Source organism: Aeribacillus sp. FSL M8-0254, assembly GCF_038008845.1.
In the GTDB taxonomy this organism is placed as follows: domain Bacteria; phylum Bacillota; class Bacilli; order Bacillales; family Aeribacillaceae; genus Aeribacillus; species Aeribacillus composti.
This window is the reverse complement of sequence record NZ_JBBOZY010000001.1, coordinates 1707484-1730724: the sequence shown is the minus strand read 5'-3', so window position 1 is coordinate 1730724 and position 23241 is coordinate 1707484. Positions and strand designations below refer to the sequence as shown.

The 23241-nt window shown below is 38.5% G+C and carries 21 protein-coding genes; 10 read left to right on the top strand and 11 right to left on the bottom strand.

The features are described 5' to 3' along the window. Positions 1 to 68 precede the first annotated feature (68 nt). Entirely contained in the window at positions 69 to 3215 is a 3147-nt protein-coding gene (locus tag NSQ44_RS08370) for an efflux RND transporter permease subunit (RefSeq protein ID WP_340856498.1), read from the bottom strand. A 149-nt stretch (positions 3216 to 3364) separates the two neighbouring features. Between NSQ44_RS08370 and NSQ44_RS08365 the strand changes: the two genes are divergently transcribed. Further along, the gene (locus NSQ44_RS08365; RefSeq protein ID WP_340733671.1) at positions 3365 to 4222 is read left to right on the top strand and encodes a TetR/AcrR family transcriptional regulator; all 858 of its coding nucleotides are present in this window, start codon (positions 3365 to 3367) and stop codon (positions 4220 to 4222) included. A 36-nt stretch (positions 4223 to 4258) separates the two neighbouring features. Here the strand turns inward: NSQ44_RS08365 and NSQ44_RS08360 are convergent, their stop codons facing one another. Continuing rightward, positions 4259 to 5449, bottom strand: coding sequence for an MFS transporter (locus tag NSQ44_RS08360; protein ID WP_340856497.1), 1191 nt, complete (start codon positions 5447 to 5449; stop codon positions 4259 to 4261). Between the two features lie 318 nt (positions 5450 to 5767). Next, positions 5768 to 5911 carry a hypothetical protein gene (locus NSQ44_RS08355; protein ID WP_158640157.1) on the bottom strand — a complete coding sequence of 48 codons (144 nt, stop codon included), beginning with the start codon at positions 5909 to 5911 and terminating at the stop codon, positions 5768 to 5770. Between the two features lie 151 nt (positions 5912 to 6062). Here NSQ44_RS08355 and NSQ44_RS08350 point away from each other — a divergent pair, with 151 nt between their 5' ends. Beyond that, entirely contained in the window at positions 6063 to 6692 is a 630-nt protein-coding gene (locus NSQ44_RS08350; RefSeq protein ID WP_340856496.1) for an NUDIX hydrolase, read from the top strand. A 24-nt stretch (positions 6693 to 6716) separates the two neighbouring features. Here NSQ44_RS08350 and NSQ44_RS08345 read toward each other — a convergent pair whose 3' ends face one another. Then, positions 6717 to 8057, bottom strand: coding sequence for an MATE family efflux transporter (locus tag NSQ44_RS08345; protein WP_340856495.1), 1341 nt, complete (start codon positions 8055 to 8057; stop codon positions 6717 to 6719). 147 nt (positions 8058 to 8204) lie between these two features. Further along, positions 8205 to 8939: an SDR family NAD(P)-dependent oxidoreductase gene (locus NSQ44_RS08340; RefSeq protein WP_066246619.1), complete on the bottom strand. Its 735-nt coding sequence runs from the start codon at positions 8937 to 8939 to the stop codon at positions 8205 to 8207. Between the two features lie 552 nt (positions 8940 to 9491). On the opposite strand from NSQ44_RS08340, the gene NSQ44_RS08335 reads away from it, so the two are divergent. The 4 genes from NSQ44_RS08335 (at position 9492) to NSQ44_RS08320 (ending at position 12554) form a co-directional block, all read left to right on the top strand. Continuing rightward, complete coding sequence (locus NSQ44_RS08335) at positions 9492 to 9845, top strand: hypothetical protein (protein ID WP_340856494.1); 354 nt, start codon at positions 9492 to 9494, stop codon at positions 9843 to 9845. Positions 9846 to 9865: 20 nt separating this feature from the next. Next, positions 9866 to 10393, top strand: coding sequence for a peptide-methionine (S)-S-oxide reductase MsrA (msrA, locus tag NSQ44_RS08330; protein ID WP_094245694.1), 528 nt, complete (start codon positions 9866 to 9868; stop codon positions 10391 to 10393). A 276-nt stretch (positions 10394 to 10669) separates the two neighbouring features. Further along, positions 10670 to 11002: a DUF485 domain-containing protein gene (locus tag NSQ44_RS08325; protein WP_063389591.1), complete on the top strand. Its 333-nt coding sequence runs from the start codon at positions 10670 to 10672 to the stop codon at positions 11000 to 11002. A 16-nt stretch (positions 11003 to 11018) separates the two neighbouring features. Then, complete coding sequence (locus tag NSQ44_RS08320) at positions 11019 to 12554, top strand: solute symporter family protein (RefSeq protein ID WP_340856493.1); 1536 nt, start codon at positions 11019 to 11021, stop codon at positions 12552 to 12554. A gap of 153 nt (positions 12555 to 12707) precedes the next feature. On the opposite strand, the gene qoxD is transcribed toward NSQ44_RS08320, so the two are convergent. From qoxD to NSQ44_RS08295, 5 genes are all read right to left on the bottom strand, one after another. Beyond that, positions 12708 to 13007, bottom strand: coding sequence for a cytochrome aa3 quinol oxidase subunit IV (gene qoxD / locus NSQ44_RS08315; RefSeq protein ID WP_340856492.1), 300 nt, complete (start codon positions 13005 to 13007; stop codon positions 12708 to 12710). Continuing rightward, a complete protein-coding gene (qoxC, locus tag NSQ44_RS08310; protein ID WP_340856491.1) occupies positions 13007 to 13618 on the bottom strand; it encodes a cytochrome aa3 quinol oxidase subunit III in 612 nt (203 codons plus the stop codon). Before qoxC ends, qoxD begins: the two co-directional genes overlap by 1 nt. Before the next feature lie 3 nt (positions 13619 to 13621). Beyond that, entirely contained in the window at positions 13622 to 15583 is a 1962-nt protein-coding gene (qoxB, locus tag NSQ44_RS08305) for a cytochrome aa3 quinol oxidase subunit I (protein WP_340856490.1), read from the bottom strand. Between the two features lie 15 nt (positions 15584 to 15598). Next, positions 15599 to 16594, bottom strand: a complete 996-nt coding sequence (gene qoxA, locus NSQ44_RS08300; RefSeq protein ID WP_340856489.1) for a cytochrome aa3 quinol oxidase subunit II — start codon at positions 16592 to 16594, stop codon at positions 15599 to 15601. A 360-nt stretch (positions 16595 to 16954) separates the two neighbouring features. After that, entirely contained in the window at positions 16955 to 17446 is a 492-nt protein-coding gene (locus NSQ44_RS08295; protein ID WP_340856488.1) for a transposase, read from the bottom strand. A 748-nt stretch (positions 17447 to 18194) separates the two neighbouring features. Here NSQ44_RS08295 and NSQ44_RS08290 point away from each other — a divergent pair. The 4 genes from NSQ44_RS08290 to NSQ44_RS08280 all read left to right on the top strand — a co-directional run bounded on the left by NSQ44_RS08290 (position 18195) and on the right by NSQ44_RS08280 (position 21355). After that, positions 18195 to 19415 (top strand): IS110 family transposase, encoded by a 1221-nt coding sequence (locus NSQ44_RS08290; RefSeq protein ID WP_340856487.1) that lies wholly within the window; start codon positions 18195 to 18197, stop codon positions 19413 to 19415. A gap of 303 nt (positions 19416 to 19718) precedes the next feature. Then, entirely contained in the window at positions 19719 to 20462 is a 744-nt protein-coding gene (locus NSQ44_RS08285; protein ID WP_340856486.1) for a transposase, read from the top strand. Between the two features lie 193 nt (positions 20463 to 20655). Then, on the top strand, positions 20656 to 20913 hold the full coding sequence (locus NSQ44_RS19010) for a transposase (protein ID WP_445659499.1): 258 nt from the start codon (positions 20656 to 20658) through the stop codon (positions 20911 to 20913). 76 nt (positions 20914 to 20989) lie between these two features. Beyond that, a complete protein-coding gene (locus tag NSQ44_RS08280; RefSeq protein ID WP_340856485.1) occupies positions 20990 to 21355 on the top strand; it encodes a transposase in 366 nt (121 codons plus the stop codon). Between the two features lie 193 nt (positions 21356 to 21548). Here the strand turns inward: NSQ44_RS08280 and ilvD are convergent, their stop codons facing one another. Next, a complete protein-coding gene (gene ilvD / locus NSQ44_RS08275) occupies positions 21549 to 23228 on the bottom strand; it encodes a dihydroxy-acid dehydratase (protein WP_340856484.1) in 1680 nt (559 codons plus the stop codon). Between the last annotated feature and the right edge of the window lie 13 nt (positions 23229 to 23241).

Genomic DNA, 23241 nt, shown 5'->3' with positions numbered 1-23241 from the left:
AAACTGTTTCAGCAAGTTATGCAAAAAAACCTGAAAAGCCTATTCAGTGCTTTTCAGGTTTTTTCTTATCATTCCTCGATTGGAGCTTTTCTTCTAAATTTGCTTAATACTTCATAGACGATTGGAACAATGATGAGAGTCAGCAAAGTCGAGCTGGTCAATCCGCCGATGACGGTTAAACCAAGTCCTCTCGAGATCATGCCTCCATCTCCTTCATAACCTAATGCGAGAGGAAGCAATGCTCCAACTGTTGCCAGCGCAGTCATTAAAATCGGTCTTAGACGAGTTGCCCCTGCTTCAATGAGCGCATCTCTTGTAGAAAGTCCTTCACGCTCTTTATGAATGACACGGTCAATTAACACAATCGCATTCGTCACAACAATACCGATTAACATGAGCGCACCGATCAAAGCTGAAACGCTCAATGTTTCTCCCCCAAGCCATAGCGCTACAAATCCGCCGATGACGGTAAATGGAAGTGAAAATAGAATGGCAAAAGGCGCAAGTCCTTGACTAAACGTAACCACCAGCACAAAGTAGACAACAGCGATGGCAGCGAGCATAGCCAATCCTAATTGTGAAAACGACTCATTGATCTGTTCGGACACTCCACCTGTTTCAATGTTCACACCAGGCGGCAATTCTAAACCATCTATTTTCTTTTGAATGTTTGCATTTACTTGGCTAACGTCATTAGTAGTAATCTCTCCACTGACTGATACTGCAAATTTTCCGTCGCGTCTAGTAATCGTATTGGATGTTTCGCCTTCTTTTACTTTCGCTACATCTCCAATTTTCACATTCATGCCAAGTGGGGACTGAATGGTTTTCTTTTTCATCTCATCAATCGAATCAAATGTTTGCTCTTCCCCTTCAATATAAACTTCAATGTCTTGACCTTCTTTTTGGATTGTTGTTAAAACCGGCCGTTCATGCTGTTGGCTTAATGCCATCGCAATTTGCCCAGCGGTCAATCCTAGCTTGCTCATCTTTTCTTGATCAACAACAAACGTGAACTCATCATAAGTTTTCGATAAACCTGATTCGACATTTTTCAAGTTTTTTTCATCTTCCAAGATTTTTTGCACTTTTTGGGCGACAGGCTCAATATCTTCCATCGAATCGCCAAACACATGCAATGTGTACTCATTGCTTGCCATCATCATGTCAATGGTGCCCCAATCGCCTTTTTCGTTCGTTAATTCATTTAAGTCTTTAACAATTTTCTCCTTTTCTTTTTCAAAATTCGGTGTGTCATCTTCATACATAATAAAGAAAATGGCCTGATTTCGATTTCCAGGATTCATCGGATTTTCGCTTCCGACAGACAATTGAATCGTTTTTACATGATCACGGTCGACAAGGAAATCTTCTGCCTTCAATGCGATATCTTCTACTTCTTCCAGCGTTTGCCCTGGATCCGGATCATACGTTACGATAACTTGCTTTTCTTGTTCATTCGGCAAAAAGCTTACACCGATGACAGGAATTAAAAACAGACTGGAGACAAGAAGCAGGATCGCAATCAATGATGTTATCCATTTATGGTTCAAAGACCAATTTAATATTTTTTTATAGTTAGTAACCAAAAAGCCAGCTTCCTTTTCTTTTTCGCCTTTCCGTTTTACTCCTTTTTTAAATAAAACGTGAGCAAGTGCCGGCACAATAGTAATCGCCACTAAAAGGGACGCTAAAAGCGAGAATACAATCGTAAGGGCAAACGGCATAAATAGCTGTCCGACCATCCCTTCGACAAATGCGAGCGGCAAGAAAACCGCTATCGTCACAATGGTTGAGGACATAATAGGAATAAACATTTCTTTTGTCGCTGCAATAATCAGCTCTTTCCCTTTTAACGGCTCCCCTTTTAATGTCATCCGTCTGTAAATATTTTCAATGACGACAATCGAATCGTCAATGACACGGCCGATCGCCATTGTGATAGCTCCAAGCGTCATCATGTTCAACGTGATGTCCATTTCACGCAAAATGATTAATGCAATTAATATGGAAAGCGGAATTGACACCACGGAAATCAACGTTGAACGAATGTTGCGCAAAAACAGCAAAATGACAATAACTGCAAAAATCGAACCGAACAGCGCTTTATTCAGCATTGTTTCAACAGATTTTTCAATCGGTTCCGCTTGGTCCAGCGTTGAAACGACTCCGAGGCCTTTATATTCGTCTTTTAATTCATCCAATTTTTCTTTTACTTCATTCACAACTTCAACTGTATTCGCATCAGTAGCTTTTACAATTTGCAGTCCGATTGCTTCTTTTCCGTTCGTTCTTGATACGGATTCAGCTTTTCCGACGATTTCGATATCGGCAATTTCTCCTAATTCGACTGTTGGCAATTCAATGCTTTGCTGCTGGATCGCCTGATTTGGCGCTGCACCATTTGCTTTAGACAAACCGTTTGGCACTTGGCTCATTTGCGCCTCTCCAGCTTGCTGCCCTTGTGCTGATCCAGTGACTGGGATTTTAAGCTTTTTCAAATCGTCAATTGTCGTAATATTTCCGTCAACGACAACAGACTTTTCCGTGTCTTTAAATGTATAAAGACCTAATGGCGCACGGAGATCCGCACCTTGAATATAATCTTTTATTGTTTCCTCATTTAGCCCGAGCTCTTTTAATTTGTCTTGATGAAAAACAAGCCGCCCCTCTTCTACCTGCTGTCCAGAAGTTACAATGCTTTCTACTCCATCAATTCCTTTCAATTCAGGAACAATGATGTCTTCAACCAGTTCAGTTAATTCAGGAAGTGTTTTTCCTTCATCAAAAAAGCTCACTGTATAAACAGGGAAAGCGTTCATGCTAAATCTTGCAATTTTAGGCTCTCCTGCTCCATCCGGAAGTTCGACTTGTTCGATTGCCTTTTCAGCTTCCTCTTCTGCTCGTTCCATATCTTTTTCAAATTTGTATTCGATTTGAATAGAAGATGCATTTTCAAACGAATTAGAGCTGACGATTTCCACCCCGTTCAAATTGCGAACAGCTTCTTCAATAGGAACCGTCACTTTCTCTTGTACTTCTTCAGGGGTTGCACCTGGATATGTAGTCGTAACACTTATGATGGGAGTGTTTATGTCCGGGATCGTCTCCAGCTTCATATTAAATCCAGAAAATAGTCCCGCAAAAATTGCAATGATAGTTAAAATCCAAATAGCCAGTTTGTTACGGAGCGAAAATTTAATAATGTTCTCCACCAAGTCCCATTCCTTTCATGAAGATTTGACAATTCTCCTTTTTTTATACATACTTATAGTAAGTTGACTATATAGTCATTATAATTGACCGGTTAACTAGTAGTCAACTAAACTAATAAAATTTTTTCCGACAATAAGGGGATGTTCATGTGAAAGAAAAAGAACGTTTAATCATTGAAGCTGCGATGAAGCTGTTTGCTCGAAAAGGCGTTTCTTCCACCTCCATCCAAGAAATTACCAATGCATGTGGCATTCCGAAAGGTTCGTTTTATTTTTATTTCAAATCAAAAGACGAGCTGTTAATTAAATTATTGGAGCAGTTTTTTAGTCAGTTAAAGAAAAAAACGGAGCAAATCGGGGCAAATTACGAAGATCCAAAAGAGCGGTTTATTAAACAATTGTCTGTTCAATTAAAAGAATTTTTGGCGCATAAAGAAATATTTATTACGCAGATGCATGAAAATTTAAAAGAAAATAATGAAAAAATTGATTCGTTGTTACAAAACCTAAGAAACGATTTTTTTCATTTTTTAACAAACAATCTGAAAAACATTTACGGCAAGTCAATTGATAAGTATATAGCAGATGTAAACATTATCGTTCAAGGAATCTTTTTTTCATTCATTCAGTTCCTCATATTTGAAAATAGGGTGAGAGTAGATGAGGAAAAATTAGCAAAATACATTTTGCAAACAGCAGATGATTTAGTCAAAGGAATGCTGGCAAAACAAAATGACCCCATCATTCCAGCTGAGATCATGACCAAAATGTTCAATCATTCTCAATCCCCCAGCCATCCGTTGAACATTTTAAATGAGATAAAAGAAATGAGCCGTTCTATAATCGATGATGGACAGTTAAACATTACGATTGAAGTGTTAGAAGCTGAAATAACGGCTGAAAAGCCAAGAATTCCGGTCATTAAAGGAATGTTGTCAAATCTCCATGAATATCCTGAACTACGCTACTTGGCCAATCAACTAGCTGATTATTTTCAAATTAAATGAGCCTCTAAAGGGTTAATTCCTTTAGAGGCTGTATTTTTACTCCAGCTCCAACGCTTTTGTTTCTTGTCCAAACAATAGAACAGCTAGTGCTCCAATAATAATGGCAGCGCAAAAAATTGAAAAAATGGCTACCATGGAAACTTTGAGAGCGGCTAAATAACCAACTAATAAAGGCCCGAAAATGCCACCAATTCTTCCGAACGATGCGGCCATTCCCGCACCTGTCCCGCGAATTTCTGTTGGATAAAGCTCAGGTGTATAAGCATAAAGCGCTCCCCAAGCCCCTAAGTTAAAAAATGATAAAAAGATTCCAGATATTAAAAGCTCTGCCGTTGTATCGGAAAATCCGAAAAAGAATGCGCTCAGTGCAGTGCCAAATAAATAAAGAGAAAGAACAAATTTTCTACCAATTCGTTCAATGAGCCACGCCGCACTAAAGTATCCCGGAAGCTGTGCAATCGTCATAATAAGAACATACTCAAAGCTTTGCACTAAACTGTAGCCTTTCATCATCACAACGCTTGGAAGCCATAAAAACATCCCGTAATAAGAAAAAACAACAGAAAACCACAACACCCAAAGTACAGCTGTTTGTTTCACATATTTTTTTGACCAGACAGCTGCGATATTTTTCCATACATTTGATTTTGTTTGTATCGATTTGAATTTTTTTGAATCCGGAAGCTTCATGCGCAAATAAATCGCATAAAAAGCCGGAAGAGCTGTTAAAATAAGGGCGAGACGCCAGCCAAATTGAGGGATAACAAAATAAGATATAATTGCCGCGATCAACCATCCTGCAGCCCAAAAACTTTCAAGCAGCACGACCATTCTTCCCCGATCCTTTGTCGGCGAGCTTTCTGATACTAGCGTTGATGCTACTGGCAATTCACCCCCCAGCCCCATGCCGATAAAAAATCTTAACAGCAAAAATACCGCTAATGTGGTTGTAAAAGCCGACAGGCCGCTGCCGATCGAAAATAACAATAATGTGATAATAAAGACAGTTTTTCTGCCAATTTTGTCTGACAAGAGACCGAAGAAAAATGCCCCTACAGCCATGCCGATCGAGTTGATGCTCCCGATCCAGCTCATTTGTTCTGCCGTCAAATTCCAATCTTCTTTTAACGCGGCAATGATAAAAGATAAAATGCCGACATCCATTGCATCAAAAAGCCATGCGATTCCCGCAATGCCTAATAGCTTTTTTGTTGACATCTCTTTCATCTTGTCAACTTCACCTCTTTCTGATGTCTTTACATATGTTTTGTTATATGTAAACTATATCATATTTTACATAATTGTCATGTTTTTTGTTTTTATAAACGAAACATAATATTGTGCCACCGGCATATGAATACTCTAATCGCAATTTCAGACCATCTTTGCAGCGTTTCATTTATTGCAAAAGGTTCAATTCCTTAAAATTTCTACTTTTAGAAAAATCCTTAACAACTAAAAAGATCCACAGAAATCATTTATATATTCTGTAGATCTTCGCCATTTAAAAAGGAATTAGGAGACAGCACTTTGTCTATAAAATTTTTATTTTTTGTTTTTTGTCCCATCTTCTACGTTATATGCTTGACCATATGCTTCACGGGACGGTTCATATAAGTCATGTACATCCGTTCTTCTTTCGAGTTCCGTTTGTTCATGTGTACGTTTTTTGTTTTTAAACCACTTCATTTTTGCTCACCTCTCATATATATCATCATCTTCTTATTTATTGTTGCGAAATTTTTTACGTTTATTCGAAAATATGCATGCCATTCGCCAACCAGTTCTTTTTTTCATTTATAATGAAATTAATCGATTATGTTAGATTGAAGGTGACAGTATGGAGATCGAAGATATTATAAAGAAGGTTAAAAATCATACTCCGACGATAATTGGGATGGATCGTTTAGTAAAATTTGCGGTATTGCTTCCGTTTATGCGAATAAATGATGAAGTTCATTTGTTGTTTGAAGTACGCGCCAAAAAATTAAAAAGGCAGCCGGGCGAGATTTGTTTTCCAGGTGGGAAAGTTGAGCCGACCGATCACGATGAAAAACATACAGCTATTCGCGAAACATCAGAAGAGCTAGGTATTTCAGCCGATATGATTCAGCATGTATATCCGCTTGATTATGTGATGACTGCCTACGGAACGGTTGTTTATCCTTTTGTCGGCATGATCGACCCTGACGCTTCGTTAGAGCCAAACAAAGACGAAGTCGGCGAAGTATTTACAGTTCCTTTTCAATTCTTTTTAGAAACGAAGCCTGAAATTTATGAAATTCATTTTCGGGCAGAACCTGAAGAAAATTTTCCTTATGAAAGCATCATCGGAGGAAAAAAATATAAATGGAATTCACCGAAAATAGAAGAACATTTTTATTATTATAAAGATAAAGTGATTTGGGGGCTGACAGCCCGGATGATCTTCTATTTTATCGATATGCTAAAGAGCGAGCCATCCCTATAATAGTTTTATGGGATGGCTGTTTATTTAAACTGTACCGTGAAACAATTCTTTTTTCCTCCACCCGCCGAGCCTAAAATATAAAAAGGCGAATAAGCTGGAAATAACAAAGCTGACGCCCATTCCGACACCGATGCCGTCTTCGCCGATCCAATTGGAAAAAAGGTATGTGAGCGGGTAACGCAGCACCCAAAACGAGATGATGTTTAAAATTAAGACTTGCATCATCGCACCAGATCCACGAACAACACCGTTTAACACAAAATTGATGCCAAGAAACGGATAGAAGAAAGCGACGATTTTTAAATAATTCACACCAAATTGCACCGCTTCTTCCTCCTGGATAAATAATTCCACACCAAAACGGGCGAAAAAGAGAATTAGCAATGATATCAAAACCATAATAGCTAAATTATACATCAATCCATATTGAGCAATTTTATAAACTCGATCCCATCGATTTGCACCAATGTTTATGCCTGCCAAGCTGTTGACAGCAGTTCCGAGGGCCATTGCGGGAAGCAAGATAATATTATCGAGCCTCTGAGCAGCGCCGAATCCGGCCAGCGCGTCTTCGCCAAAACTAGCTACAACGCTCATGATCGCCGTCACTCCAGCGGAAATGACCATCATTTGCATGCCGGACGGAACCCCGATTTTTAAAATAAGAGAAACTTCTTCTTTTTTCGGCATACGCGGCCATGTAAAAGGAACTAATTTGTAATGAATCGCCAAATATATTCCGAATAAAAAGGCGATCCCTTGGGAAATCACTGTTGCATAAGCCGCTCCGGCTATGCCGAATTGAAATCCAGAAATAAATAATGGATCTAAAGCGGCATTTAAAAGAACAGCCAAAACAACAAAATAAACCGGAGCTTTGCTTTCTCCAAGCGCACGCATCAATGTCGCCACAAAATTGTAGCCGAATAAGAAAATAATTCCAAGAAAATTAATTCGCAAGTATAAGGATGCATCTGCAATTAAACTTTCAGGTGTTCCAAGCAAAAATAAAATCCGTTCGGCAAAAATAAATCCAAAAACTCCAAGCAAAATCGATAATATAAACAGCGTGACAACAAAGGCATTCACATACCGTTTCAACCCTTGTTCATCGCGTTTTCCTTTTAATTGGGACAAAATCGTTAATGTTGCTTGGTTGATCCCGATAATGAAAGAAAGAATTGTGAAAATGACAGTTCCAGAGAGAGACACCACCCCTAATGCACGAGCCCCCAGCAAGTTTCCAACCCATAAACTGTCAATTATTTGATACGAAACTTGAAGCAAGTTCGTTAATAAAATAGGCGAGGAAAAAGTGATGAGCTGCTTTAAAATATTTCCTTCTGAGTAATCCGTCTGTTTCATCCAAGAATCACCTTTTTCTTTCATCTTACATTGACGTAGCCTTCGAATAAGCAAAGTGCCGCTCGGTGAAGGATTTACGACCACGTCCTGCTGAGAGCTTTTTTTGAACGAATGGGGCTCTCTTGCTTCCTTACCTTTTATCAAGATTTATTCTTCATATATCATTTTTTTCGTCATGCCGCCGTCAATAATAATATTTTCTCCCGTAATAAAATCGTTGTCGGGATGAGTTAAAAACAAACACGCTCTGGCAATATCATCCGGTTTTCCGACTCGCTTTGCAGGATGCTGTAGATGATCGCGCTCAGTAAGCAGTTCATAGTTGTTCGTTTCAATCCAGCCGGGGCTTATACAATTAACTCTGATTTTGTCTTCCCCCAATGAAATAGCTAAAGCGTGTGTTAAAGCAACGATGCCGCCTTTAGATGCAGCGTACGCTTCCGAATCTTTTTCAGACATGAACGCTCTTGTTGAAGCAATATTAATGATCGAACCTCCCCTTTCATTTTCTCGCATATATTTTGCCGATTCCTTTGCAAATAAAAATACGCTGCGAAGATTTGTTTGTAATATGTCATCCCATTCCTCAACCGTTAGCTCATAAAGAGATTTAAATCTTGAAACACCTGCATTGTTAATCACAATATCGATTCTTCCCGTTGTATGTTTGACCGTTTCTATTAATTTGATGACGTCCTTATGATTTTTGACATCCGTTTTGATAAACGTCGCTCCATATTCCTCAGCTGTTTCCTTTCCTTTTTGTTCATTCACATCCGCTATCACAACTGTTGCTCCTTCTTTTGCATAGGCGGAAACGATCGCTTTCCCGATCCCTTGTGCACCGCCGGTTATAATGACTGTTTTTCCTGCAAAGACCATGTCGATTCCTCCTCTTATCGTTTTTTAAAATCCTGCTCTTGTTTTCGATTACTTCCGTTGGAAATAACAGGGTCAGCCCCACAATATTGAAAATTTTCATTTAAAGATGGACTTTTTTCGTTGAACGCAGAAACCGTCTAAAGATCTTTTATGCAAGCTTTTTCCCTCCTTTTCGCTTCGGCTGCTTAAAAGGTTGGTTTCACCATCTTGTGTTCGAGCTACTAGTTCAATCTGGCTGCAAAGCTGGAAGCTTGCAACCTTCCCCTCCCCTAAATCGAAAAAAGAGTCCCCCTTGAAAAAGATTGACTGTTAGCTCAGAAGACACGCAGCCTGATATAAAAAGATCCACTCTACTCGCCTAAACGGAAGCGAATTAATTTTTTTGTATTGCCTTTTTTCGGCTGAAGATTTTTACATTTCTTCAATTTAGTCCCTTTTAGATAGCTCACTCATTTATTATATCATTTATAAACTTAATCAATTGACAACAACGTGCAGCATACATAAAATACAATTAAACAGATCGGAATAAAAGTCAGAAAGGAGATACCTTTGGCAATTAAATTGACAACTGTTTCCATCTTTGTTTTCATGATTATCTCATGGCTGTTTGGCATCTATTCGCTGTCAAAGTTTTACACACCAACAATCATCATCCCGATTTTTAACAATTATTATTGGTCTACTCCATTTGTCGGAATGTTAGGTTTAACTGTTTTCTTTTCCATCGTATCAGTAGCGACATTTTTTATCTTGAAATATAAAAATTTTAGAAAACGAACCACGATCTATTCTATAGCCTCCATTTTATGGATAGCTATTATCGATGGCAATTTAAAATTTTACTGTTTAATCTCGGGATTTGCCATTAACTTTATGATATTATTAAACTTTAACTCATTCTAACTGGACCAGGAGTGAAGAAATTGGAGAAGAAGCTAGAGAAAGCAACATTCGCCGGAGGCTGTTTTTGGTGCATGGTAAAACCTTTTGACCAGTGGGACGGCATTGAGAAAGTCATTTCTGGTTATACGGGCGGGCATGTTGAAAATCCTACTTATGAACAGGTCAAAACAGGGACAACTGGGCATTATGAAGCGGTACAAATCGAATTTGACCCAACGGTGTTCCCATATGATAAGCTCCTTGAAATTTATTGGCAGCAAATCGATCCGACCGATGACGGCGGACAATTCCACGACAGAGGCAGTCAGTACAGGACAGCCATTTTCTATCATTCAAATGAGCAAAAAACGCTGGCAGAACAATCTAAACTCGCCTTAGCCAAAAGCGGAAAATTCAATAAACCGATCGTAACCAAAATTTTACCGGCTGCGCCATTTTACCCAGCAGAAGAATATCATCAAAATTTTTATCAAAAAAATCCAGAAGCATACAAAAAAGATCGGGAAATTTCCGGACGGGATGAATTTTTGCGAAAGCATTGGAAATAAAAATGATCGAAACAGTAAAATCTTACAATAGATTTTACTGTTTTTTTGAATGGCCATCACTGATTATGCATTCATTCAGCTTCCTGATTTCCGGACATCCAAACGCATTTGTGTAAACGATTCCATTTTGTGTGTCAATGCAGCCTCTCACTTCCAAAATGTTACAAACGAAATTTTGAAAACGTTTTACAAAAATGATTGACTATTTTTTTAGCATAACTTATTATTGTAATTGACAAAAAATTACGAAAATTACCAAAGAAAGGGGATGGTACAATGGAAACATTCGGAAAGGAAAAAGAACAGGGGGAGCGCATTCTCGATTATGAGAAAATTGTTGCAACGAGCAAATTTCAACAGTTGATTCAAAAAAAGCGGAATTTTATTGTACCCATTATAATCGTTTTTCTCATCACTTACTTTTTATTGCCGATTCTCACGGGTTATACATCCATCTTGGAGCATAAAGCAATCGGATGGATTACATGGACATGGCTCTATTCGCTTGGTCTTTTTGTCATGGTTTGGGTATTCGCTACGATGTATGTAAAAAAAGCGGAAACATTTGACCAATTGGCGGAAGAAATTATTGAAGAAAATATAAAATAAGGGGGGCTGCACTTTCATGAGTGTACCAGCATTTATTCTGTTTTTAATCATCCTTTTAGTCACGTTATATATCACGTATTGGGCTGCAAAAAGAACAAAAACCGCAAACGAATTTTACACAGCCGGCGGAGGCTTGACTGGGTGGCAAAATGGACTTGCGATAGCTGGAGACTATTTATCAGCCGCATCATTTCTTGGTATCGCAGGCGCCATCGCATTGAATGGATTTGATGGTTTCTACTACAGCATCGGCTATTTAACCGCATATCTCTTCGTTCTATTCATCGTTGCAGAGCCTCTCAGAAATTTAGGAAAATATACACTCGCAGATATGATCAACTCAAGATTCAGTGAAAGAAAAGTCCGTGCAACAGCTGCTCTTAGTTCCATTACAATTGTTATATTTTATATGATCGCACAACTTGTTGGTGCAGGTGCACTCATTAAATTGTTATTGGGGATTGAGTATTGGATCGCCGTATTGATCGTTGGAGTCATGATGACCATTTACGTATTATTTGGAGGAATGACAGCAACTAGCTGGGTGCAAATCATAAAGGCTTTATTGCTTATGGCAGGAACGGTCATTATTTCATTCCTTGTTTTATTGAAATTTAACTTTAATATCGTTGGCATGTTTAACGAGATGTCACAAGCGACTCCACACGGCGAAAATTATTTGCATTCAGGAATTGTATATAAAAATCCGCTCGATTTACTTTCCATGATGCTTGCCTTAGTGTTGGGAACGGCAGGGCTTCCTCACATATTAATGCGCTTTTTTACCGTTAAAGATGCACAAACTGCACGTGCGTCAGTAGTGAATGCAACTTGGGTTGTCGGAATCTTTTATGTCATGACAATCTTCTTAGGATTCGGTGCAGCCAAATTTGTCGGTTCAGAAACGATTATAGCCGAAAATCCTGCTGGAAATATGGCGGCGCCGCTGCTTGCGAAAGCACTTGGAGGAGATTTCTTAATGTCCTTTGTTTCTGCAGTAGCTTTTGCAACAATATTAGCTGTTGTTGCAGGTTTAGTTTTGTCTGGTGCGTCCGCATTCGCGCATGACATTTATGGACAGATTATTAAAAAAGGAAAAGCTACGGAAAGACAGCAAGTGTTAGCTGCAAGATGGGCTTCTGTTGGAGTTGCCGCATTTTCGATCCTGCTAGCCCTTGGCGCTCAATCATTAAATGTTGCATTTCTTGTGTCTCTTGCGTTTTGTGTAGCGGCAAGCGCTAATTTGCCCGTCATTGTTTATACGATTTATTGGAAAAAATTTAACACTGCCGGAGCGGTCACTGCCATGCTGGCTGGTTTAATTACAGCGATTGTATTAGTGTCAATCAGCCCAAATGTCATTCATCCTGAAGCTGGAAAAGCCTTTTTTGTCGGCGATCCTATTTTCCCGCTGACAAACCCAGCGCTCATATCAGTACCAGCAGGTTTTATCGGTGGTTTGATTGGTACGCTTGTTTCCGCCAAACGGGATGAGAAAAAATACTCCGAGGTGATTTTTAAGGCAAATACGGGATTTAAGGAGGCAGATTGAATCTAATGGGGAATTTTTACATTTTATAGCTTTCTTTATAAAGATTTAAGACAATAAAAGTTCTGCAAAAAATATAAAACCCGAATAAAGGCTATCATAAAGTATCCTTTATTCGGGTATAGTTTAGAGTTTTACCTTTTTGCATTGTTCCTTTTAGTGCATAGAATACAGTACCCATACAGAACCAGCAACAATTACTATTGCGAAAAAAGCTGCAGAAAGCATCTTACCTACCTGCCATTTACCCTCGCCTTCTGTTACGTGCATAAACATGAATAACTGAATTGCTGCTTGGATAAACGCTAGACCAAATATTAGAATCAGGACCGTATTATAAGGTAAGTTTGTATAAAGCCCCCACCAAACCGCTAAAAATGTTAAAGCAATCGATAAGAGAAAACCAATGACCTGTAACCACGGAAAATGATTATGATTAACTATTTTATTTGCCATTATTCCACCATCCCTAATAGGTAAACACTTGTAAAGACGAAGATCCATATAAAGTCTAAAAAGTGCCAATATAAACTAGAAATAAAAACCTTTTTGGCAGTATCAGGTGTTAAACCTCTTTTAAGCACTTGAAAAATAACTAATATTATCCAGCCAATACCAAGTGATACGTGAAAACCATGTGTTCCAGTAAGGATATAGAAAGAAGACCAGAAAGCATTTGTACCCAAAGTAGCACCTTCATGCACTAAGTGTATAAACTCAGAGATCTCCATATACAGAAATCCTAAACCGAATAATAAGGTGATGATCAACCAAATAATCATAGATTTAACGTTTTTTCTTCTCATTTCATGAATTGCTATACCAGAAGTAAAACTACTTGTTAATAATAATAGTGTCATGACTATTGTGTTTTTTAAATCAAAAACTTCAATTGGAAGTGGTCCTCCACCCGTGCTACCTTTAAGAGTAAAATAGGTCGCAAATATAGTAGCAAATAAAGCAACTTCAGCACCTAAGAAAATCCAAAATCCAAATATGTTCAATCTTCCAATGCTGGACTGATATTCCAATGGCGTGTTTGGATCTACATTCATGCTATGTGTCATAAATCACGCCTCCTTCTTAAATAGGTTTTCCGTTTTTTCAATTTCTTCCACACTTACGTAGTACCCTTCGTCATCAATATGTGAATGAAGTGAACGGAACGCCATACATCCAATTGAACCAATACCACCGAGTATAGCCATCCACCATAATTCAAACACTAAACCGAAGCCCGCAACAAAGAAGAAAACAGACATGATAAACGGCGTAGCTGAGTTGCTCGGCATATGAATTGGTTTATATTCAATTTTTTCTTTCTTATCTTCTTTTTTCTCTTGTTTCATGTGCCAAAATGCATCTATTCCTTTTACTTCAGGAATAACCGCAAAATTATAATGCGGTGGTATCGCTGTTGTTGTTGCCCATTCTAGTGTACGTCCGTTCCACGCATCTCCTGTCGTTTCTCTTTTAGCGTAACGGAAGCTGTAGTATACGTTATAAACAAGGATTACAAAGCCAATCCCCATACCTACAGCCCCTATGGTAGAAACAACATTTAATGCAGTCCATCCATCTTCTGGAGCGTACGTGTATATACGTCTCGGCATACCAGCAAATCCTAATAAGAACTGTGGCAAGAAACAGACATTAAATCCAATCGCAAAGAACCAGAACGCCAATTTTCCCAGCCGCTCATCCATTTTATGACCAAACATTTTTGGATACCAGTATACAAAACCTGCGAAACAAGCAAATACAACTCCGGCAATTAACGTATAATGGAAGTGAGCAATTAGGAAGTAAGTGTTATGATATTGAAAGTCTGCTGCAGCCATGCCAAGCATAACACCTGTTACTCCCCCAATTACAAACGTTGGAATAAACGCTAGTGCCCACATCATTGCTGTAGTGAATTGAATTCGACTCTTGTATAGCGTAGCCAACCAGTTAAAGATTTTTATCCCGGTTGGTATGGCAATTGCCATCGTTGTAATTGAGAATACATTGTTTACTGCTGCGCTTCCTCCCATTGTAAAGAAATGGTGAACCCAAACAAGGAAGCTTAAGAAAGAAATAACGACTAGAGAAGTAACCATAGATTTATAACCAAACAATGTTTTTCTTGCGAACGTTGCAATAACCTCTGAGAAGATACCGAACGCAGGCAAAACAACAATATATACCTCAGGATGGCCCCACAACCAAAATAAGTTTGCCCAAAGCATTGGGTTACCACCATCAGTCAATGTAAAGAAATGCGTTCCGAATAATCTATCAAATGTCATTAACGCTAATGTAACAGTAAATATTGGAAAGGCAAAAACAATAATAAACGAAGTAATCAGCGTTGTCCATGTGAACATTGGCATGCGAAGCAGTGTCATTCCCGGAGCACGCATTTTAATAATCGTTACTATAAAGTTAATACCTGTCATAAGCGTACCAATACCAGAAATCTGTATACCTAGTAAATAATAATTGATACCAGGTCCAGGACTGCCTTCAACAGCTAAAGGAGCATAGTTTGTCCATCCAGCATCTGGAGAACCACCAAAAACAAAGGAGATGTTAAAAAGAAGTGCTCCAAAGAAAAATGACCAAAAACTTAAATTATTTAAATAAGGAAATGCTACATCTCTAGCTCCTATTTGTAAAGGAACAGCGACGTTCATTAATCCGATTAAAAACGGCATTGCCATGAATAAAATCATAATTGTACCGTGCGTTGTAAATATTTCATTATAATGCTGTGAAGACAAGAATCCATTATTAGGAACTGTTAGTTGCGCCCTCATTAACAATGCATCTACACCACCACGGAAAAGCATCAATAGGGCAGCAATTATATACATAATTCCTATTTTTTTGTGGTCAACAGTTGTAATCCATTCTGTCCAAAGCCATTTCCATTTTTTAAAGTAAGTAAGAGCAAACACAATTCCAATTACTGTTAATAAAATAGAAATATTTGCTGCAAGAATCATTGGATTATCAAGGATTAAATTATTCTTTATAAAATCAAACATCTAGAGGCCTCCTTCTTAGTGGTTAGAGTGAGATCCACTATTTGAAGATGCTTCTTCACTTTTTGAATCTATCTCTTCACTATCATTTTCATCGTTACCGTCAGTTTTCACTTTCATTCCTTTTATTTCAACCCCATATTTTTCACGTATTTTCATTGCATATTCGGAATCTTTTCCATGATCTACAAATTCCAAATGAGTGGATGAAAAAGTCATTTCGTCAACTGTTTCAGGCAACATTAATTTTTCATATGTTTTTTCAACTAGTTTTGGCGCATTTTCTTGAGTTTCTTTTACCCAATCTTGATAATCCTCTTCTTTTAAGACTACAAAATTAAACTGTTGGTGTGTCATCCCTTCACCTGTAAAGTTTGAGTTCCTGCCTTCATATTTTCCTGGCTCATCTGCCTGTAGATAAAGATCATTTACCATTCCGGGCATCCCATAAATTTGACCGCCTATCTGCGGAACCCAAAAAGAAGCCATAGAATCTGCAGCAGTAACTTTGAAAAGAATTGGGTGATCTTCAGGAACGTTTACGTAATTCACTGTTTCAATATTTTCCTTAGGATAACTAAAAATCCATTTCCAGTCCGCAGCAGTTGCATAGATGACTATAGGTTCTTTATCTGCAGATGATTTCGGAGGTTCTTTCAATTCATAAAGCGCCTTTGCATTTGGAATCGATAATGCCGTTACAATTAAGATTGGAATGATTGTCCAAATGATTTCCAGCATCGTACTTCCGTGCATATCAGGTTTATAATCCTTGCTACTTAAATTTTTACGATCACGGTATTTAATAACCATAAAAGTAAACAAGACGAAAACCACTATTACGATGGCAAGCATAAAATAAATTGAATACATAATTAGATCCTTTTGGATTATACCAACTGGTCCTTTAGGATCTAATATAATTAGTTCGGTTTTGACACCTATTGCAACTATTACTATTAGTGAAATTATAGTTATCATTGCAATTAACAATGTTTTAGCATTTTTGAACATATAAGTTCACCTTCTTTTCAAAATAGAGATTCTTAAGTTTGTTAAACAGGTACCGTCAAGAATTTTGTGTAAGGTATAATAGATAGGGTATCTCTGAAATCTATTTGGAATAGAGAGGGGCTGTTCCTTTCACACTAGAGACTGAATTTTCAGTTTCCTGTGTGATAAGGGAAAATCCCCTCACCTCATTGATTTACATTATTTGGTTAATTATAACGTCCTTCAACCATTCCTTGAAGGGCTTCGTATGCTTTGGCAAATCCTCTTAATTTCCGTCCTTCCCACTTCTGTTAAAGTCTTGAATCGTCAAATATACGACTTTTTCAACTGCTTCTAAATTGCTTAAACTGTTCATCGGTTTTAGTTGTTTCGAATCTCCTTAATCGTACATTTAATGGCATTCGTCGAATAAATCACACTTGGTATACTACTCGGATAGTCCATTAAGGTGAGGATGACATCCAACTCATTGCCCCAAGATTTGTTTTCTCTCGGATACTTGCTCGACCATTTCGACTCAAACTGTTGAAACATCTGTATCACTATTTCCTTATTTCGGTGCAGATAAAAAATCAGTTTGAGTTCCTCTGCCACTTCCAATTGATCTTTTCTCCGAATACAATGTAACGTTTTTCGTACTCTGTGAACGACACAGCGCTGCACATCGGCTTTCGGATAAACCGTCTGAAAGGCTTTCTCCAGCCACGAAAGGCAATCAAATACGCCCCATCTTGTACGCCTCTTTTGTAGAGCTATTGAAGAATCTCCTGCCATCCATATGCGCTTTCTCGCAGCCCCCACAAAGAAATCGAAAATTTCGCGATATCCTTCTTTGTCAACCCCTAATATCACATAAATCACTTCTTTCTCAACGGTTTCACAACGAAGTTTTAACCATCGAATATCGTTTTGCAGAGGACATGTGGACCATTTCGCAACGACTTCCTTTTATGGTAGAGTTCTCCTTTTAAGGGAAATTTAACCAAACCAGAAAGTACCCAACCTTTTTCTTTTGGTCTAGCCAAATGCTTAGAACAAACTATTATACACCAAACAAAGGGGTGATTGTTTCTATATTCTTATATTACAAAAAAACAAAACTGAATAAAACTTGTTTTTATATCATTTATCAACATTGTCGAAAATCCGACGAATTTTTTTCACGAGTTGGTAACAAATTTGGTAAAATATTTAATTGAGGATTTTGCAAAATTAGATTTTGAATATATTCTTGTTCCTGATAATACCTATTTACTTCGTATTTGGAACAATCATTTTCGGGCCGTAACTTTTGCTTCCGGGGATGTCTTTTTAAATGAATAAACCCCTTGAAAAAGGTTAGGAGTTTCATTAAACATACTAACATTAGTAGTACAGACCTAGGCCAAGGTTTGTGCTACTATTTTTTTATAGTAGAAGTGAAGGAAGGTCGAACAGCCCCTGGGACCAAATAGAGTCCGTATTAAAAACAGACCAACTTCACATCCTTATTTGAATCAGTTTAGTATGTTGGGTCCGAAGAGACCGTGTATAAGAAAATGGAATCGATAAGGCAATGTGAAGAACTTCTATGTTTGGCTAAAAAGGAGAGGCAGAAAATATGAAACACGTAGTGGCATTTGATGTCAGTATGGGGAAAAGTACAATGGTCATTTACGACCGTTATCGTCAATGCGAATATGAGGGTGAAATAACCCATAACCGTTACTCTTTCGAGAAATTAAACGAAACCCTTATATCTTTAACACAAAAAGATGGACAGGCACCTGATATTGTCTTTGAAGCAACAGGCGTATATTCAAAACCACTAGAACGATTCTTAGGTGATCAAGGTTATATGTATTATCGAGTTAACCCACTCGAAGCGAATATTCAAATGGCTTCAATGAGGAGACAAAAAACAGATAAAAGCGACGCTCATGAACTTGCGAAAACTCACTTTAGAGCTGAACGTGAACAAACTTATCAAGAAGAGGAATATTATAAACAAATGCGTGCAATGACGAGATATTATGATGAATTAAGTAGTGAAATGACGCATTTATATAGTCGTTTACATGCGATTCTACAATTGAGTTTTCCTGAGTTAGAAAAGCTATTCAGTAAACGTTCTGCTTTATTTTTGAATGTCGTTCAATTATACTCTCATCCGGATCATGTGTTAGTTTGTTCAAAAACAGTGATTCGTAATCGTTTAAAAGCCAACACAAGAAAAAACTTATCATTGGCACGTGCTGAAGAAAAAGGGATCGCTTTAATCGAAGCAGCAAAAGAAGCGTATCCAGCAATTTCAAAAGATGATATTCGCTGTGAACAAGTGCGGGATTATGCCAAACGGATTGCAGACTTGAAGGAGAAAAGAGATCAACTTGTCCAAAAGATGGTTAAATTATCGAAAGATAAACAAGAGTATCAGATTTTAATTTCATTTCCAGGAATCGGAGAAACGACTGCAGTTCGTTTAATTGGAGAACTAGGAGATATTCGACGATTCAAAAACCATAAACAACTGAATGCTTACGTCGGTATTGATATTATGAGATATCAATCTGGGAATACCTTTTATAAAGACAAGATTAATAAAAGAGGAAATAACAAACTTAGAAAGATTCTATTTTACATGAACCAGACCATGATCCAACTACGGAAAAATACACAAAATCATATTGTAGATTATTATGATAAATTAAAAACGCAACCCCAGAGGAAACCTCATAAAGTTGCGTCCATAGCATGCGTGAATAAGTTCTTGAAATCGGCTTATCACCTTATCACACATAATCTGAAATACGATTACGAAAAGGCAACAATGCATCAGTAATCGTAAGTAAGATTATATCACAAAGACCTGGCGAAAAAAATGGAAATCGTGAGGTCTATTTGTCATGCGAAAATTTATTTTGGAAGGAAGGGGTACCCCTTCCTTCCAAAATAAAATCTATATTAACCAAATTATTTAATAAAAAACACTTGACTAGAGGTAAGAAAGGGGCTGTCCAAAAAGTCAGGGTAACTGACTTTTTGGAGCCCCTCATTTTTTCACTTATTAAAAAAGTACACAAAAAAATCGTCCTTTCTAGTAAAATGAAGTTGCGACACAACATTACAGAAAGGACGATTTTTTATGAGCAATCAAATGATTACTCCTGAAAATTATAACACACAAATGACACTTCCTCTAGATGGAAAAGAAGAAAAAACTCCTGCCAAAAGAAATTTAGCCCCTACTTTCAAACCATATGACAACCGTCAAGTTCAAATGATTTATGATATTGAATCGCTCATACGCGAACATCACGTGGCACGTGTCGTGGACGAAATGGTGGAGGCGATACCAGATAAACAATTGTTTTCTCATTATAAAGGCGGCGGCAGAAGTTCCTATCATCCCAAAATGATGCTGAAAATCATTCTGTATGCTTATTCTCAAAAGGTTTATTCTTGTCGAGGAATCGAAAAACTCGTTAAAGAAAATATTCCTGCCATGTGGCTTTCAGCGATGCAACAACCAGATTTCCGGACAATCAACGAATTCCGAGGCGGACGGATGAAGGTCCTAATGGATGAGTTATTTGAAGCGATGATTCTGAAGTTGATTGAAGAAAATTACATCACGATGGAAAACTACTTTTTGGATGGTACTAAGATTGAAGCCAATGCCAATAAGTATTCTTTCGTGTGGAAAAAATCAACCTCGAAATTTGAAGCGAAGTTAAGAGACAAAATTCAAGAAACACTTCAGTACATTCAAGAATTAACCCAATTAGAAGCAGGAACAGCACAAAAAGAGGCGAAAGAAGAGCCAGAAATCACGGAACAAAACTTGGAAGCCATCGCTCAACAATTAGAAGAAAAGTCGAAATCCTAACAGAGGAAATCGAACAGGAATCCGATACAAAAGTTCGGAAGGAAAAACGAACAGAACGCAAGAAATGGAAAAACCTTTAAAACTGATTCGAGAAAATTTTTTACCTCGACTAGCCAAATACAAGGAGCAGAATGAAATCTTTGGCGATCGTAACAGCTATTCAAAAACGGATAAAGACGCAACTTTTATGTGAATGAAAGAAGATCATATGAAAAATGGTCAACTGAAGCCAGGGTATAATGTGCAAATCGGGACAGAGAATCAGTTTATCTTGTTTTATACCATTCATCAACGACCAACCGATACACGTTGCTTTATCCCACATATGGAGAAGCTAGCGTCCACTTCATTACCGATGCCCCAAACAGTTATTGCGGATACAGGATATGACAGTGAGAAAATTATGTATATGTGGTGGGGGATGAGAAAGAACCGCAATTTAAATTTCTGATTCCTTATGGAACCTATGCCAAGAACAGACACACAAATACAAACAAGACCTCAAACAGAAAAAAACTGGATGTATCTTGAGCAAGACGATTGTTTTCTTTGCCCGAACGGAAGGAAGATTCCGTTTAAAAATACCAAAAGAATCCGTCTGGCTAGAACAAAGCTATAAAATATACGAATGTGAAGATTGTACCGATTGCCCATTAAAAGCACAGTGCACAAAAGCAAAAGGCAACCGACAAGTTCACTGGAATACGATTTTCGAAGAAATGAAAGCAAAGGCAAAAGCAGCCCTTGAATGTGAAGAAAAAGCCGCGATCTACGCTCGGAGCAAAGTCGAAGCAGAAAGTGTGTTCGGTCACATCAAGGGCAATCGATCTTTCCACAGATATTTTTTGGGGGGTCTCGACAAAGTACATGTCGAGTTTGGGATTGCGCTTTAGCCACAAAATACTGAAAGCAACCGGCATCCGACAGCTGTTTTCAAACAAAATTGAAAACATACGAAATCAAGCAGAGAAAAACGGTTTGTTTTTCTCTGCTTGATTTGTTTTAGGGACATATCGGACATCCCTGTCTGGCACCAAAGAAACTTATGTTGAACAGGTAGTGAGATGCGGGGTTTAGTCGACCCTCCTACTCAATTCTCATAATACCACCTGTACTTGCGGATGTAACCAGTTTCGAGTAGCGTGCCAAGTAACCCGTTTTCACTTTTGGCTCAAAGCCTTTCCATTCCGCTTTTCGTTTGTTCCATTCCTCTTCTTTAACATGCACATCAATCGTCCGTTTTTCAATATCGATCACAATACGGTCTCCTTCTTTTACAAAGGCAATCGGTCCGCCTTCCGCAGCTTCAGGTGATACGTGACCAATCGATAAACCGCGGGATGCACCGGAGAAACGTCCATCCGTGATGAGAGCAACTTTCGGTCCAAGACCCATCCCAACAATTTGTGATGTCGGCGCAAGCATTTCAGGCATTCCCGGGCCTCCTTTAGGACCTTCGTAGCGAATGATGACAACATCCCCTTCTTTTACTTTTCCTTTCGCAATTCCTTCAAGCGCTTCCTCTTGAGAATCAAAAATTACGGCAGGGCCGTCAAAATGAGTGATTCCTCCTTGAACGCCGCCTGTTTTAATGATAGCGCCATCTGGAGCTAGGCTTCCAAATAATACGGCAAGTCCGCCTTTTTCAGAAAACGGATTATCAATTGGGCGAATAACGTTGTAATCTTTTACTTCGCATCCGGCAATATTTTCACCGAGCGTTTTTCCTGTTACCGTCATGCAGTCTAAATGAAGAGTTCCTTCTTTTTTCGTCAACTCATTTAATACGGCGGAAACTCCTCCAGCTGCATGTAAATCTTCAATATGAACATCAGATGCCGGCGCAAGCTTTGCTAAATGAGGCACTCTTTCCGCCACTTCATTGATCCGTTCAAGCGGATAATCAACGCCTGCTTCATTGGCAAGGGCTAAAGTATGCAAGACCGTGTTGGTCGAACCGCCTAACGCCATATCTAAAGCAAATGCGTTATCAATTGCTTTTTCCGTCACAATATCACGAGGTTTTAAATCCATTTCGATCAATTTCATTAATTGTTTTGCCGTTTGTTTGACAAGTTCTTTCCGTTCAGGCGAAACAGCTAAAATCGTTCCGTTCCCTGGCAGGGCCAAACCTAATGCTTCAGACAAACAGTTCATTGAGTTTGCTGTAAACATGCCTGAACAAGATCCGCAAGTCGGACAGCCGTACATTTCAAGTTCTTTTAATCCGTTTTCATCTATTTTTCCTGATTGATAAGCTCCTACTCCTTCAAAAACTGAAGATAGGGAAATTTTCCGGCCGTCGCTTGTTCTTCCGGCAGCCATCGGTCCTCCGCTGACAAAAATCGTCGGAATGTTAATCCTCATAGCTGCCATCAACATACCAGGCGTAATTTTGTCGCAGTTCGGAATGCAGACCATGCCGTCAAACCAGTGTGCATTGACGACTGTTTCAACAGAATCAGCAATAATTTCTCGGCTTGGCAGTGAATAGCGCATGCCGATATGCCCCATTGCAATTCCGTCATCGACACCGATCGTATTAAATTCAAATGGCACGCCTCCAGCTTCGCGAATCGCTTCTTTTACAATCTTTCCAAATTCTTGTAAGTGAACATGGCCTGGAATAATGTCCACATATGAATTAACAACCGCAATAAACGGTTTATCAAAATCTTCTTCTTTTACACCAGCTGCGCGCAACAAGCTTCGATGCGGTGCACGGTCAAACCCTTTCTTGATCATGTTGCTGCGTAATTGCGCCAAAATAAATCCCCCC